General features: G+C 64.1%; 12 protein-coding genes and 1 pseudogene. 9 read left to right on the forward strand and 4 right to left on the reverse strand.

All coding sequences use genetic code 11. From position 1 onward, the window contains the following. Positions 1-47: 47 nt before the first annotated feature. Both M3484_RS15895 and M3484_RS15905 read left to right on the forward strand, forming a co-directional pair. Positions 48-2,003: pseudogene (locus M3484_RS15895) on the forward strand (ribonucleoside triphosphate reductase); the annotation flags it as partial. Then, a complete protein-coding gene (locus M3484_RS15905; protein WP_249497804.1) occupies positions 1,999-2,655 on the forward strand; it encodes an anaerobic ribonucleoside-triphosphate reductase activating protein in 657 nt (218 codons plus the stop codon). The pseudogene M3484_RS15895 and the gene M3484_RS15905, both read left to right, overlap by 5 nt. On the opposite strand, the gene M3484_RS15910 is transcribed toward M3484_RS15905, so the two are convergent. The 3 genes from M3484_RS15910 to M3484_RS15920 all read right to left on the reverse strand — a co-directional run bounded on the left by M3484_RS15910 (position 2,656) and on the right by M3484_RS15920 (position 6,823). Continuing rightward, the gene (locus M3484_RS15910; protein WP_249497805.1) at positions 2,656-3,189 is read right to left on the reverse strand and encodes a response regulator transcription factor; all 534 of its coding nucleotides are present in this window, start codon (positions 3,187-3,189) and stop codon (positions 2,656-2,658) included. A 2-nt stretch (positions 3,190-3,191) separates the two neighbouring features. Further along, positions 3,192-4,469 (reverse strand): sensor histidine kinase, encoded by a 1,278-nt coding sequence (locus M3484_RS15915; protein WP_249497807.1) that lies wholly within the window; start codon positions 4,467-4,469, stop codon positions 3,192-3,194. Positions 4,470-4,666: 197 nt separating this feature from the next. After that, on the reverse strand, positions 4,667-6,823 hold the full coding sequence (locus tag M3484_RS15920) for a TonB-dependent receptor (RefSeq protein WP_249497809.1): 2,157 nt from the start codon (positions 6,821-6,823) through the stop codon (positions 4,667-4,669). Between the two features lie 361 nt (positions 6,824-7,184). On the opposite strand from M3484_RS15920, the gene M3484_RS15925 reads away from it, so the two are divergent. The 5 genes from M3484_RS15925 (at position 7,185) to M3484_RS15945 (ending at position 13,195) form a co-directional block, all read left to right on the forward strand. Continuing rightward, complete coding sequence (locus M3484_RS15925) at positions 7,185-9,389, forward strand: TonB-dependent receptor family protein (protein ID WP_249497811.1); 2,205 nt, start codon at positions 7,185-7,187, stop codon at positions 9,387-9,389. A gap of 63 nt (positions 9,390-9,452) precedes the next feature. After that, positions 9,453-10,427, forward strand: coding sequence for an ABC transporter substrate-binding protein (locus M3484_RS15930; RefSeq protein WP_249497814.1), 975 nt, complete (start codon positions 9,453-9,455; stop codon positions 10,425-10,427). A gap of 13 nt (positions 10,428-10,440) precedes the next feature. Further along, positions 10,441-11,253 (forward strand): ABC transporter permease, encoded by an 813-nt coding sequence (locus tag M3484_RS15935; protein ID WP_249497816.1) that lies wholly within the window; start codon positions 10,441-10,443, stop codon positions 11,251-11,253. Further along, the gene (locus M3484_RS15940; protein ID WP_249497818.1) at positions 11,250-11,999 is read left to right on the forward strand and encodes an ABC transporter ATP-binding protein; all 750 of its coding nucleotides are present in this window, start codon (positions 11,250-11,252) and stop codon (positions 11,997-11,999) included. Before M3484_RS15935 ends, M3484_RS15940 begins: the two co-directional genes overlap by 4 nt. Beyond that, positions 11,996-13,195, forward strand: coding sequence for an NnrS family protein (locus M3484_RS15945; protein WP_249497820.1), 1,200 nt, complete (start codon positions 11,996-11,998; stop codon positions 13,193-13,195). Before M3484_RS15940 ends, M3484_RS15945 begins: the two co-directional genes overlap by 4 nt. 6 nt (positions 13,196-13,201) lie before the next feature. On the opposite strand, the gene M3484_RS15950 is transcribed toward M3484_RS15945, so the two are convergent. Then, positions 13,202-13,447: a hypothetical protein gene (locus tag M3484_RS15950; RefSeq protein ID WP_249497823.1), complete on the reverse strand. Its 246-nt coding sequence runs from the start codon at positions 13,445-13,447 to the stop codon at positions 13,202-13,204. A 135-nt stretch (positions 13,448-13,582) separates the two neighbouring features. Here M3484_RS15950 and M3484_RS15955 point away from each other — a divergent pair, with 135 nt between their 5' ends. Both M3484_RS15955 and M3484_RS15960 read left to right on the forward strand, forming a co-directional pair. Next, the gene (locus M3484_RS15955; protein WP_249497840.1) at positions 13,583-14,035 is read left to right on the forward strand and encodes a c-type cytochrome; all 453 of its coding nucleotides are present in this window, start codon (positions 13,583-13,585) and stop codon (positions 14,033-14,035) included. A gap of 12 nt (positions 14,036-14,047) precedes the next feature. Then, complete coding sequence (locus tag M3484_RS15960; protein ID WP_249497842.1) at positions 14,048-15,421, forward strand: cbb3-type cytochrome c oxidase subunit I; 1,374 nt, start codon at positions 14,048-14,050, stop codon at positions 15,419-15,421.

The following is a 15,421-nucleotide window of genomic DNA, read 5'->3' on the forward strand; positions in this document are numbered from 1 at the left end:
TGTATGGAAAGCCAAACGCCTACATATAGAATTCAACCGGGGGCAATATGCCAAACTCCACCCCAGATAACCGCAGTCCTTCAGAGACGAAGCGCAAAGAGGCAAGCTGGGTCGATGCGGTGGCCACGATCGATGAATATCTTGATCGGGCCGACTGGCGGGTGAATGCGAATGCCAATCAGGGCTATTCGCTGGGGGGGATGATCCTCAACAGCTCGGGCAAGATGGTCGCGAATTACTGGCTGTCGCAGGTCTATCCGGCGGCGGTGGGCGAGGCGCATCGCTCGGGCGATCTGCATATCCATGACCTCGACGTGCTCGCGGGCTACTGCGCCGGATGGTCCCTGCGTACGCTTTTGACCGAGGGGCTGAACGGGGTGCCCGGCAAGGTTGAGGCAGGGCCGCCAAAGCACCTCTCCAGCGCGGTCGGGCAGATCGTGAACTTCCTTGGCACGCTGCAAAACGAATGGGCGGGGGCGCAGGCGTTCAGCTCTTTCGACACCTATCTGGCGCCCTATGTGCGGATTGACGGCCTCGACTATGCCACCGTGCGCCAGTGCATCCAGGAGATGATCTACAACCTCAACGTGCCGTCGCGATGGGGCACGCAGACGCCCTTCACCAACCTGACCTTTGACTGGATCTGTCCCGAGGATCTGGCGGGCCAGACCCCGCTGATCGGCGGGGCAGAGGTGGATTTCACCTATGGCGAATTGCAGCCCGAAATGGACATGATTAACCGCGCCTATATGGAGGTGATGTCCGAGGGCGATGCGAAAGGCCGGGTCTTCACCTTCCCGATCCCGACCTACAACATCACAAAAGACTTCCCCTGGGAGAGCGAGAACGCCCGGCTTTTGTTCGAACTGACCGCGAAATACGGGCTGCCCTATTTCCAGAACTTCATCAATTCCGAGCTGGAGCCGCATATGGTCCGCTCGATGTGCTGCCGCTTGCAGCTGGATCTAAGCGAGCTCTTGAAACGCGGCAACGGGCTCTTTGGCAGTGCGGAACAGACCGGATCGCTGGGCGTGGTGACCATCAATTGCGCGCGCCTTGGTCATATCTATGCGGGCGATACCGATGGGTTATTCACGCGGCTTGATGAGCTGCTGGATCTGGGCCGTGACAGTCTGGAGATCAAACGCCAGGTGGTGCAGCGGCTGATCGACTCGGGTCTGCTGCCCTATACGAAACGCTATCTGGGCACGCTGAGGAACCATTTCTCGACGCTGGGCGTGAACGGGATCAATGAGATGATCCGCAATTTCACCGGCGATGCGCAGGATCTGACCACCCCTTGGGGCAACCGTTTCGCGCTGCGTCTGCTGGATCACATCCGCAAACGGATGACGGAATTCCAGGAGGCGACCGGCCATCTCTATAACCTGGAGGCCACGCCCGCCGAGGGCACCACCTACCGTTTCGCCCGTGAAGACCGCAAACGCTACCCCGGGATCCTGCAAGCCGGGAGCGAGGCCGAGCCTTATTACACCAATTCCAGCCAGCTGCCGGTCGGATTTACCGATGACCCGTTCGAGGCGCTGTCGCGCCAGGACAAGCTGCAATGCAAATATACCGGCGGCACCGTACTGCATCTCTACATGAACAGCCGGCTTTCCTCGGGCGATGCCTGCCGCAAGCTGGTGCAGCGCGCGCTGACGCATTTCCGGCTGCCCTATATCACCGTGACGCCGACCTTCTCGATCTGCCCTAAACACGGCTATCTGGCAGGCGAGCATGAGTTTTGCCCGAAATGCGATGCCGAGGCGCTGGCCGCCCGCGCTGCCTGAAACACCACCAGTCAGAAGGAAAATCTGATGTTTCACGACCGTTTGCTCACCGACCCCGCCCGCTTTGCCACGGAACGTCTGTCCGAAGAGCAGCGCCAGCGCTGCGAAGTCTGGACCCGCGTCATGGGCTATCACCGCCCTGTTTCCTCATTCAATACTGGCAAGAAAGGCGAATTCCACGAAAGGCTGCATTTCGAGGAAAGCCGTGCCGGGCTCTGACATCGGGACTGCTGCGAGCGGGGTTTGGGACAGGGGGCTGATCCGCATTGGCGGATTTGCTCCGGTCTCTTTCGCGGATTGGCCCGGCGAGATCTCGGCAGTGATCTTCTGCCAGGGCTGTCCATGGGATTGCGGTTATTGCCACAACCCGGATCTGATTCCGGCCAGAGCGCCCTCACGTTATGGCTGGGATCAGATCCTCGGCTTTCTGCGCCAAAGACGCGGTTTGCTGGATGGGGTGGTCTTTTCGGGCGGTGAGCCGCTTCTGCAAAAGCACCTTCCAGCCGCGATGGCTGCGGTCAAAGAGCTGGGATTTCGCCTGGGGTTGCATACCGGCGGCGCCTATCCGGCACGGTTCGGGCGTGTCCTGCCGCTGCTGGACTGGGTCGGCTTTGACATCAAGGCCGCGCCGCAGGATTACCCCGATCTGACCCATAGCCGCCGCAGTGGCGATGATGCGATGGAGAGTTTCAGGCTTTTGCGCCGAAGCGGGGTGCCCTTTGAAACCCGCACGACGCTGGACCCGTATTTCTTTACCCCGCCCCGCCTTTTTCGGCTGGAGCAGACCATTCGCGCGCTTGGACTGAATGACCACCGGATGCAGGACTATCGCGAGACCGGCACCCGTCCGCGCGCCGGTTGATCAGGAAATCTGCCGCTTCTCCAGCTTCCGCGCCAGCGTACGGCGATGCAGCCCGAGCCGCCGCGCGGTCTCGGTGATGTTGAAGCCGGTCTCGGCCAGCGTCTCATGGATACGCTCCCATTCAAGCGTCCGGATCGAGGTGGGGCGATGGCAAAGCGGCGTGGTGGTGACACCTTCGCCCATCTCGAACGCCCGTTCGATATCGTCGCTGTTGGCGGGTTTGGGCAGGTAATGGCAGGCGCCAAGTTTGATCGCCTCGACCGCCGTATTGATGCTGGCAAAGCCGGTCAGCACCACCACCCGCATATCCGCATCGTGCCGGTGCAGGTCGCGCACGCAATCAAGCCCGGAATGGCTTGGGCTGCCCGCCAGCTTCAGATCGACAATCGCGCGTGTCGGCTGCGCATCGGTCAGCGCAGAGGCCAGATCCTCATAGCGTGACAGATGCCGGACCGTATAACCGCGCCGCTCGAAGGACCGCTTCAGCGCGGTCGCCAGCGCGAGGTCATCCTCGATGATCAGCAGCTGTTCCATCGTCAGTCTCCGGTGATCGGGGGGAGGTCGAGGTGCATCACCGCCTCGGCCCCGCCATTGGATATGTTGCGCAGGGTCAGTGCGCCGCCAAAACGACGCGCCACATTCTGGCACAGAAAGAGGCCAAGCCCCGCACCCTCGCGCGGGCTGGTCGAATTCCAGGGGCGCCCCGGGGCTGCAAGGATTTCCGGCGCAAAGCCCGGCCCCCGGTCGGTGACCCGGAGCGTGATCTGATCGCCCTCAGCACCGATATGCAGCGCAACCGTGCCCGGGCCGGCGGTTTCGGCGTTTTCCAGCAGGTTGAAGAGAGCCTGGCGGAGCGAGTGATCCAGGATCGTCTCCTGCCCCGGCGCAAGGTCATTGCGGTAGTCCAGCGCGGTGCCGGGGTGATGACTGCGCCATTCCCGCACTACCTGGTCAAAGAACTGCGCCGGATCGCCACGCGCGGCCCCTTCGCTGCGCGCCGCACCAGAGGAGGCAAGGATCCCGGTGATGATATGCTTGCAGCGCTCCAACTGGGTGGAAACCTCGGCCAGTTCGTCCCCCAGATGCGGCGACTGCCGGATCGCAGGTTCCTGCGCCCAGTCACCCAGGATCACCGAGATCGTCGCCAGCGGCGAGCCCAGCTCATGCGCAGCGCCCGAGGCGAGAAGGCCGATATGCACGAGGTGGTCTTCCTCGGCACGCTGCATCCGCAGGGCGGTCAGGGCGGCGTCGCGCTCGCGCAGAGTGTCGCGGATCTGGGTGATTGCCTGGACCATCAGCCCCGCCGCCAGCAGGAAACAGATGAACATGCCCCAGAGATGCAGGTCGAGGAAATCGCTGCCGGTTCCGTGGCTGTGCGGCAGCTCCAGGGGCAGAAACACCCGGCTGAGGATCATCCAGGCGAGCGCACTGACGGCAGTCAGCAGCCAGGCGGCGATGGGGCCCACAAGCATCGCCCCAAGGATGATATGCAGCAGGAACAGAGAGATGAACGGGTTTGTCGTCCCCCCGGAGAGGCCCAGCTGCACCGCCAGTGCCAGCACATCCAGAGCCAAAAGCGCAAGGATGCCAGCATCGGTCACCGGGGTCTCACTCCGCGCGCGCCAGTGACAGGCGAGGTTCAGAAGGCATTGCGCCAGCAGGACCGCTGCCATCGGCAAAAGCGGCAGCTGCAGGTCAAAGCCGAAATGCAGGATGCTGATGGTCAGCGCCTGGCCCAGCACCGCAAGCCAGCGCAGCCGCACCAGCATCGCCAGTGTCTTGCGGGTCGCGCGGGTGCTGTGGAGATCAGTCATTCCTGGCCATTCGGGTCTGTGTCCTGCCCCTCACTGAGGGCATTTTCACACTGCTTCTTTGCGCCAGATCAGGCAAATTGTGAACCGGCAAAGAAAATACCCCCGACCACAGGGGGCGGGGGCAAGGTGTTTCCGGCGTCTGTTGCGGCGCGGCGGAACGACTGGCCGGGGAACCTGCTGGCCAGATCCTGGACGGGTCAGAACTTATAGCTGACCCCAAGGCTGACCGAGCGGCCCTGGCCATGCACCAGGGCCTCGGACCCATTGGCACCGCTGCGGAACTTGGCGCGGTCGACGCCGCCAAGCGGCAGCGCATAGTCACGGTCAAAGAGATTCTCGACGGCGAAATCCACCTGCACCGCGCCCGTCTGATAGCTGGAGCGCAGATTGACGAGGCCGTAGCCCGGGGTAGCAGCCTCCATCCGGTCATCGGCCACACGCGTCTTGCCCGAAGCCGCCTCCAGCTCGATCGCATTGGTCCAGTTGCCGGCGCGGTGGCCAAGGGCAATTTTCGCATTCAGCGGCATGATATTGTAGAGATTCTCGCCGGTGGTGCGGTCACGCCCGCGGGTGTAAGCGATCTGTCCGCTCAGGCTCCAGTCGCCATGCCACTCCCCAAGCGCCTTTGCACCCTCAAGGTTCAGGCTGAACATCTCGGCATCATGGTTGACGAAACGGTAGATCGCGCGCCGCCCCATCGAGGCCGTCCCGATCTGCTCGCCGGTGATGTAATCGTCAAAGCGGGAATATTGCGCGGAAGCCTTCAGGTGCCAGTCATCCTGGCCCGGATCATGCCATTCATAGCTGAGCGCGAGGGTATTGGCGGTTTCCGGCTTCAGATCCATATTGCCGACCCAGCCATGCAGATCGCCGAACCAGTTGGTCATCGAGGCCGCCATCGCCATCGAAGACCAGGTGTAGCGCTCATAAAGATTGGGCGAGCGGGTCTTGCGCGAGAAGCCGAATTCCAGCGCCTGACCGTCTGAGGGTGTAAAGCGCGCAGTCGCGGTCAGGTCGAGATTGTGGTCGCCGCGCTTGCGGTCGCGGGCGTTGAAGGCGTCGGCCTCGGCCTGGTACATCATCGAATAGCCGCGGACATCGCCGGCATCGGTGGTGACGCGCTCATAGCGCACCCCGAAAACCGTCTGCCACTGATCGTTCCACTGGGTCTCCAGTTCGGCAAAGACCGCAGCCCGGTCGCGCCTGCCATCATTGATGTTTAGATAGGTGTCCGGCCCCATCATCCCCACCATCATGCCGACCGGCGGCCACCAGTCATCCAGCCGGTAGCTGAGATACTCCGCGCCGAGACGCAGGCGGCTTTGCGCATCCAGATCTATCCCGGCATGCAGCGTCAGCCCCCGGTCACGGCCATCGGTCTCCATCGGCATGGTGCCGGATTTGTCGGCCAGCATATCCATCGAATGACGGACCTTGTTCTGGTAAAGCCGTGCCTCCATGTCGCCCCAGTCGAAGCTGCCCTTCCAGAAGGCATTCAGCGAGGTGCTGGAATTGTCCGTCATATCCATGGCCTGGTTCGGAAAGGCCTGGTAGGGGATGTTCTGCCAGCCATAGGCCAGCCCGACGGTATGATCGCCGAACCGCGCCGCCGCGCTGATCTTGTGGTTTCCCGCGCTGTATTCGGTGGATTTCACCTCGGCGCCACTGCCATCCGTGTAATTCCCGGCAGAACTGTGTGACCCGTCGTAAGACAGGCTGAACCGCTCTCCGCCGACCCGGAGCGCCGCCGCCGCACCGCGCACATCGCCGTTAGAGCGTCCGAAGGCCGAGAGCTGCCCCGAGAGTTTCGCCCCTTCGCCTGGTTCCGAAAACACCGGCTCTGGGCTGTTGACGCGGATGGTGCCCCCGATGCTGTCGCCACCCTCGGACACCGGGGTAAGGCCCGCGTAAAGCGCCAGATCCGCGATGGCGGTCGGCGCGATGTAGGACAAAGGCGGGTTCATGAAATTGCCGCAGGATGCCGTGATCTGCATCCCGTCTACCACCGTCTTCACCCGGTCCGAGGCAAAGCCATTCACCACGGGCAGCGCCGAAACCCCGCCCGCATTTTGCAGGGACACCCCGGTCATCCGGGTGAACAGCGTGGCACTGTCGCTGGTGGTGCTGACGACGCTCGCCAGCGGGGCCTCTCCGGCAGAGAGCGCCGCGCTGTTGCCGGGCAAATAGGCCTTCAGCAGGATCGTCCCCAGATGTTCGGCGTGATCCGCGTCGTCTGTACCCTGGCTTCGGGCTGGGCTGACCCCCATCACCACCAGGGCGACGATCGCGGTGGTGCCGAGCAGCAGCGGAAGGCGGCGGTGGGATGGGCGGAGAGGCTGGGACGGGCCGGGCACGGCGTATTCCTTCATGTCTGTGCCAGGGGCGGGCGAGACGCTGTCTCAGAGCTGACCCCCGGGCCTGATGGGCAAAATCCCCTGATGGGACTGCCTGGCGCCAAGGCTAGGACACACTCGCGGCGCGGCCCAACTGGACGAATTGTCCACCCCCCTCCTCCGGGCCAGGGGTCTGTCCGAACATCCGGTGGTTTCTTTGCGCTGGAACAAACTGGGCCACGCCCGGCTCTGCGATAGGAAAGGCGGGGTCACACCAGCCCCGAAGGGGGTATCCCTCACCCCCTTCCAGCCAGCGATCCCGCCAGCCGATCAAAACCCCCCGTGTCAGAGGCAGCTCTCTGGCCATGACAAGGATGATCGGATGTTTTCCTCTTCTGCGATCCCATTGCGCGTCAGCCTCGCGCTTCTGGCCGGCACATCGGCGCTGACCGCGCTGCCGGTTCTGGCGCAATCCGTTTCCCCCGGTGCGGTGATCGAGCTTGGCACCGTCTATCTTGAGGCCGACAATCCGGCGCGCGCGCGCCTTGCCGTGACACCCGGTGCGGTTGATCTGATCGCACTGCCAGAGACATCCGCCGCGCCGACGCTGGCCGATGCGCTTTCAGGCCAGCCCGGCATCATCGTGCAGGAGTTTTTCGGCGGCAATGATCAGCCGCGCATCCAGATCCGGGGCTCCGGCCAGCAGCAGAACCCGGCCGAGCGCGGGCTCCTGATCCTGAGCGACGGCATGCCGGTCAACCGCGCCGATGGTTCTTATGTTGTGGGCCTCGCCTCGCCCGGCACCGCCAATGGGATCGAGGTGTTCCGGGGTGCCAGCGCCAACCGTCTGGGGGCTGCGGTGCTGGGCGGCGCGCTGAACTTCACCTCCCCCTCGGGAGAGGAGGCGCCGGGCTTTGCGGGCGCCGTCAGCGCTGGCAGCTTCGGTCGCCGCGATGCGCGGTTGAGTTATGGGCTTGCGGGCGAAAACCACGCCGCCTGGGTCTTTGCCGAACACAGCGAGGCGGATGGCTTCCGCGACTATAACAGCTCTGAGCGCAACGCGGTGGGCGGCAATCTGACCTTCCGCAACGGTGCCGCCACGACGCGGCTTTTCTTCCGCCATACCGATCTGAAATTCGACGTCGCAGGCCCGCTGACCTGGGCCGCATTGCAAACCGACCCGACGCAAAACCACACCGGCCCGGTGGTGGTGGGCGGCGCTCCGACCAATCCCGGCCCGAATGTGCTGCGCGACCTGCCGCATCGTGAAACGAAACAGACGCTGCTTGGCGCGCGCACCACATGGGAGGCGGGCAACCAGATTTTCGATCTCGGCTTCAGCGCCTCAAAAACCGATGACAGCTTTGCCTTCCCGATCTCGGCGGGGTTCCGCGATACGGATGGCTATGACGCAACCCTGACCGCCCGCTACAGCCTGATGGGCGAGGGGGTGCTGCCTTTGTTCGAGGCCGGGCTGAACTGGTCGAAAGGCGCTTCTGATCGCTATTATGCCCATAATATCCGCGGCACACGTGGCGCGGCTTTCGGCAAGAACCGCCTGCGCGCGGAGACCGTCTCGCTTTACGCGGGTGGCAATATCGAGCTGGGGCAGTTCACTCTGTCACCCTCGGTCAGCTTCATCCATGCCAGCCGCGAAAATGCCGACCTCTGGGGCGCCGCGCCGCGCCCGACCGCAGGCTTCAGCCCGATGATTCCGGGCCAGCCGCTGCCGGGCGGTGCGATTTCGGTCGCCCCCACCGATTACGACCGCAGCTATTCCGGCTTTGCGCCCTCGCTCGCGCTGTCCTGGGCCCCGGCTGAGGATCAGTTCGCCTGGATCTCGCTGTCGCGCAGTTTTGAGCCGCCGACCCATGACGATCTTCTGGGCACTGTTGGTGGCACCCCGAATTCCGGCCCTGGCCGTCCCAACCCCGGCGCACCCTCGGCCGGGACCGCGATGTTCTCGACCCCTGATCTTGAGGCGCAAAGCGCCGTCACGCTTGAGATCGGCTGGCGCGGGCAGGCAGGCGCGATCCGCTGGGACGCGACCGCTTACCATGCAAGGCTGAAGAATGAGCTCCTGTCGCTGCGTGACACCTCCGGCGCGGCGCTCGCGGCGATGAACGCCGACCGCACCACGCATTCCGGGCTGGAACTCGGTCTCGGCACCGATCTGAGCGACAGCCTGAGCGCCCGTCTGGCCTGGACCTGGCAGGATTTCCGCTTCGACAATGACCCGGTGCGTGGCAACAACCGGCTGGCGGGCGCGCCCGAGCATGTGATCACGCTCGCGCTTGACTGGCAGGCGAGCGAGGCCTTCTCGCTGAACACCCGCATCCATTGGGTGCCTGGCAAGACCCCGGTCGACAATATGAACATGGTCTTCAACGGGTCATACGCGCTGGTCGATCTGGGCGCGGAATACCGCGTCAATGACCAGGCTGTGCTCTTCGCCGAGGTGAGCAATCTGTTCGATGAGACCTATGCCTCTTCGACCCTGGTTCTTGATCAGGCCTCGCCCCTACAGGCCGCGTTCATCCCTGGCACCGGACGAGCGGTCACCCTCGGCGCGAAGCTGAAATTCTGAAGCCACACACGGGTCCGGCATTGTCCGTGCCCCCCCTTTCCCGTCTGATCGAAGGTCAGGATCATGTCTCTCTCTCGCCGAACCCTTTTCACGCATGGCGCGGTGTTTCTGTCGGCCTTGGCTGCCCCCGGTATCCTGCGTGCGAAGCCCGCGCGGCTGGCGCTTTATGGACCGCCCGCCGGGCCGTCGATCACACTCGCCCATGCTGTGGCGGGCGACTTCCTGAAGGATCTGGCGGGTGAGGTCACGCTGACCACCTGGACCAATCCGGATGAGCTGCGCGCAGGCTTGACCTCGGGCGCGATGGATCTCTCGGTGGTGCCGGTTCAGGCCGCGGCCAATTTTTACAATCGCGGCCTGGGCCTCAGGCTGGTGAATGTGATGACCGACGGGTTGATGACGATCATGGCGCCGGAAGGCGTCAGCGGCATCGCCGCATTGAAAAGCAAGCGTCTGGCAGTGCCTTTCGTCAATGACACGCCCGATTTCATCCTGCGCGCGGTGCTGGCGCATCATGGGCTGGAGGATCAGGTGGAACAGGTGGCGGTCGGCAGCCCCATCGAGGCCGCGCAGCTCCTGCTGACAGGCCGCATCGACGCCGCGCTTTTGTCCGAACCCGCCTCAAGCGGGGTTGAGATCATGGGGGCGAAAGCGGGCAAGGCGTTTTCCCGCGCCGTGGATCTCCAGGCGGAATGGGGGGCGATCACCGGGCAGGGCGCGGTGATCCCGCAGGCCGGCCTTGCGGTGACAACGGCGTTCGCAGAGCGCAGCCCGGATCTCATCGCGCCCCTGCAGGCGGCGATGGAGCGCGCGGCAGCCTCGGTCAATGCCGCGCCGGAGGAGGCCGCGAAACATGCAGCAGCCGCGCTTTTGCTGCCCGCGCCGATCCTTGCCGCGTCAATCCCGCGCTCAAATCTCGTGGCGCGTCGCGCCAGTGAGGCACGGCCGCAGATCGAATCCATGCTGTCTTTGATGGCTGCGGCGGATGCGGCGATCATTGGCGGCAAACTGCCAGATGATGGATTCTATCTGATCTGAAACGATAAAACCGATGCTGAATGCCGTCACAGATCGCCTCTCCCGCCTTGGCCGTTTCCTCTGGTCGGCCTGGGCGGGGCTGGCGGGGCTCTGCCTGCTGGCAGCGCTCTGGCAGGCGGGGCATGAGACCTATGGCAGCTTCATCCTGCCCGCGCCGCTGGAGACAATGCAGGCTGCCCTCGACCTGATCCGGGACGGCGAGGCGCAGGAATTGCTGGCCCTGACCAGCCTGCGCGCCGCTCTGGGCTTCGCGCTGGCGGCTGTGATCGGCACGCTGGCCGGAGTGATCGCCGGCTATTCCCCCGCCATTTTGCGCATGGCGCGCCCGGTGCTGACGGTGGTGATCGGAGTGCCGCCGATTGCCTGGATCGTGCTGGCGATGATCTGGTTCGGGGCCTCGATGATGACGGTGGCGCTGACCATCGTGATCTCGGCCACGCCGGTCGTGTTCATGGGGGCGGTCGAGGGCGTTATCACCCGCGACCGTGGCCTTGATGCCATGGCCGAGGCCTTTGGTGCTGGCCCGATCCGCCGCTTTCTGCATATAGCCAGCCGCCAGATCGCCACGCATCTTCTGCCCGCGCTGGTGCTGGCGCTTGGCTCGGCTTTCAAGGTCGCGGTGATGGCCGAGCTGTTGTCGAATGCGGGCGGCGTCGGCGGCGCGCTGGCCCGGTCGCGCTCCATGCTGGATATTTCCGGCGCCATGGCCTGGGTTTTGCTGGCGGTGGCCGTGCTGGTCATCGCGGAATATGGCCTGCTGCGCCCGATCCAGGCCGAGCTGGAACGTGGTCGCGAAGCAGCCCGGCCCTGGGGGGTGAAGCGATGAACCTGCTGACGGTGCAAGGGCTGGGCCATTCTTATTTCGGCCGCAAAGTTCTGGATGGGATCGGTTTTTCGATAGGCACGGGCGAGGTGGTTTCGCTGGTCGGCCCCTCCGGGTCTGGCAAATCCACCATCGCCCATATCGCTGCCGGGCTGATCATGCCGCGCACGGGGCGCATCACGCGCGGCTACCGGCGTCATGCGATGGTCTTCCAGGAGCCGCGCCTTATGCCCTGGGCCACGGTTGCCGCCAATATTGCCTTCCCGCTGAAAATGGCCTGCCTGCCGCGCCGGGACCGCGCCGCGCAGGTGCTTGCTGCCGCGCTGGCCGCCGGGCTGGAACCCGAAGACCTGCCCAAATACCCGGTAGAGCTGTCCGGCGGCATGCGCCAGCGCTGCGCCATTGCGCGAGCCCTGGTGGCCGAGCCGGATTTCCTCTATTTCGACGAGCCCTTCACCGCGCTGGATGTCGCGCTTAAACGGCGGATGCAGGACCTGGTGATCGCCGCCTCGGCCCAGGCCCGGTTCAGCGCGCTTTTCATCACCCATGACCTGATGGAGGCCATCCGCATCAGCCACCGTATCCTGGTGCTGCACCCGACCGGACAGGGCATCGCGGGCGAGCGGATCCTCACCGGTGACCCGGCCACCCGCAGCGAAGCGTCGGTTTTCGCCAGCCGTGAAGCCTTCCTCACCGGTGACCCGCTCTTCGCCCATATCCATGATCTCGACGAAAGGCGGCGGCCATGACCCCGCGCACGGATCTGCCTTTGCACCGTATCCTCTCGGATGAGGGGTTTCGCATCTTTTTTCCGCTGGCGGCGCTGCATGCTGGCCTCTGGCCGATGATCTGGGTGCTGCTCTGGTCGTTCGATCTGCCTTTCGCGCGCGACTTGCCGCCCGGCATCTGGCATGGTTACGAGATGATCTTCGGGGCCTGGGGCGCGGCGCTGATCGGCTTTCTGACCACCGCCGCCCCGGAATGGAGCGACAGCAAGCGCTTGCGGGGCCGTATCTTGTGGTGGCTGGCCGCAAGCTGGGGCTTCGCGCGGATCGCGGGGCTGACTGGCGCGGATCTGCTGATCTGGCCTGCCGCGCTCGCCGATCTGATCTGGCTGGGGTTTCTGCCCTCATATCTGCTGGTGCTGTCGATCCGAATACGTACTGACCGGCTGTTGTCTTTCGCTGGCTGGGGTCTGGCGCTGGCGGGCCTCGGAATGTGGGCGCGGCTGCAAATGGCGATGGGTGATGTTGACGGGGCCATGCGCGCGCTGACGCTGGCTGGGCTGTTATTCGCCGGGCTTCTCGGCCTCGCGCTGGCGCGGATTACCGTGCCTGTGACCAATGAGGTGCTGGACCCCACGGGCCGCACCTCGCCTTTCCGCCCACATCCCGGGCGGCTGAACCTGGGTCCGGGTCTGGTTGCGCTGGCGGCTTTTTCCGATCTGGCGGGGGGGTCTGCTGCGGTAACCGGCTATCTCTGGATCGGGGCGGGGGCCGCCTTTATGGAACGCATGGCCGAGGGTTTCATCGGCAGGGCGGCGTTTCGGGCCGAGATCCTTGGCCTGATGGCAGCGGCAGGTTTCTCCGGCGCGGGAATGATCGCGCTCGGTGCCGCACGGCTGGGCGCATCCTGGCCGGAGGTGGCGGCGCTGCATCTCGTCGTGATGGGCGGCCTTGGCCTTGGAGTGCTGGCAGTTCTGGCAATTGCGGGGCGGTTCCATACCGGCCAGGGGCTGGGACTTTCGCGCCGCTCAAAGGCGGCATTCCTGCTGATATCGCTGGCCACGCTGTTGCGGGTCCTGCCCGAGATGGGCGTGATGCCCTGGCCGCCGGGGCCTTTGCACGGGATCGCGGCGCTGGCCTGGGCGGCCGGGTTCCTGTTCTGGCTCTGGGATTACTGGCCCGCGTTGCGCGATCCGGCCACGCTGGGGCAGTTGCACTGAACCCGCTCAGGCGGCCTCATCCAGCAGGTGCCGCACCCATTTCCCCGCCGCCCAGGCCGCGGGCACGCCAAGCGGCCCGGCCAGGGTCAGCGCCGTCACCGGCGCAAGCGCGGTGAAGCCGAAGGCCTGAAGCAGCAGCGCCAGCATGAAAAGATTGATCGCCACCGCTGCCGCCGCAAAGACGTAAAGCAGCGCCGCGAGTTTCCACACGCCCCACCCCGGCGCGGATCTTGTGGCGGTTTCCCCTGTCATCCTGGCCCCCTTCGCTCACGGCTTGCCGGTCTTTTGCCATGCACCAAACCCCGCATCCTTGACTTTGGTTAAGGAGAGACTCGCGCGGGAGGCGCAAGCCAGAGCCATCGCCAACAGCTCCGGGAGATCCTCGCCATGCGCGACGTCCTGACGAAGAGCATGGCCCGGAACATCTTTTATGGCGGGTCGCTGTTCTTCATCCTCATATTCATCGGCCTGTTCATTCATGGCCACTGGTACATCGTCAATGTCTCGACCGACCACGCGGGGATCACCGAATCCGTCGCGCGCGGCAAACATGTCTGGGAAAAAAAAGCCTGTGTGAACTGTCATTCGATCCTTGGGGAAGGCGCCTATTTCGCCCCCGAGGTCGGCAATGTCATGGCCCGCTGGGGCGTCGCAGACGATCCCGAAGCCGCGTTCGAGACCATGAAAGGCTGGATGGAAGCCCAGCCTTCGGGCGTCGAAGGCCGCCGCCAGATGCCGCAATTCAACCTCTCGGACGAAGACATCCGGGGGCTGACCGATTTCCTTCTGTGGACGGGCAGGATCAACACTCAGGGCTGGCCTCCGAATGATGCCGGTTAAGGAGCCAAGCAGATGAAGTACCAATCCCAAAAGATTGCGCTGGCCTATATCCTGGTCGCGCTGGCCCTTTTCGCCGTGCAGGTGACGATGGGCGTCGTGCTGGGCTATATCTATGTCCAGCCGAATTTCCTGGCCGAGGTGCTGCCCTTCTCGGTGGCGCGGATGCTGCACACCAATTCGCTGATCGTCTGGCTGCTGACCGGCTTCTTCGGTGCGGCCTACTTCCTGATCCCCGAAGAGGCCGAGCGCGAGATCCATTCCGTCAAAGCCGCATATATCCAGCTGGCCATTCTGGTCCTTGGCACGGCGGGCGTGGTCGTGACCTATCTCTTCAACCTCTTTGAGGGGAATTTCCTGCTGGGTCGTGAGGGGCGCGAGTTCCTCGAACAGCCCCGTTGGGTCAAGGCGGGCATCGTTGTCGCCGCGCTGATCTTCCTGTGGAATGTCACCATGACGGTCGCCAAAGGCCGCAAGACGGTGATCTCCTCGATCATGCTGATCGGCCTCTGGGGCCTGGCGCTTCTGTTCCTGTTTTCGTTCTATAACCCCGACAACCTCGCGCTCGACAAGCAATACTGGTGGAATGTCGTCCATCTCTGGGTCGAAGGCGTGTGGGAGCTGATCATGGCCTCCATCCTCGGCTTCCTGATGCTGAAGCTGACAGGCGTTGACCGTGAGGTCGTGGAGAAATGGCTCTATGTCATTGTGGCCACGGCGCTGTTCTCGGGTATCCTCGGCACCGGCCACCATTATTTCTGGATCGGGATGCCCGCCTACTGGCAATGGATCGGCTCGATCTTCTCCTCCTTCGAAGTGGTGCCCTTCTTCGCGATGATGGCCTTTGCCTTCGTGATGGTCTGGAAGGGCCGTCGCGATCACCCGAACAAGGCGGCACTGCTCTGGAGCCTCGGCTGCGCGGTTCTCGCCTTCTTCGGTGCCGGTGTCTGGGGTTTCCTGCACACGCTGCACGGGGTGAACTACTATACCCATGGCACCCAAGTGACGGCGGCGCACGGCCACCTTGCCTTCTACGGCGCCTATGTCTGCGTTAACCTTGCGCTCTTCACCTATGCGCTGCCGATCCTGAAACAGCGCGCCCCCTATAACCAGGTGCTGAACATGGTTGGCTTCTGGCTGATGTCGGCGGGGATGGTTTTCATGACCTTCGTGCTGACCTTCGCGGGCACCATCCAGACCCATCTGCAGCGCGTCATGGGCCAGTATTACATGGAGGTGCAGGACCAGATCGCGCTCTTCTACTGGATGCGGCTTGGCTCGGGCGTCGCGGTGGTGATCGGGGTCTATATCCTCCTCTACGCGCTGCTGGTGCCGCGCCGTCGCGAGATCATCGAACCCGGCCCCGTTATCAAACATGCTGCGGAGTGA

Origin of the sequence: Pseudomonas sp. GX19020 (genome assembly GCF_023371075.1) — a bacterium.
Classification (GTDB): Bacteria; Pseudomonadota; Alphaproteobacteria; order Rhodobacterales; family Rhodobacteraceae; genus Pseudogemmobacter.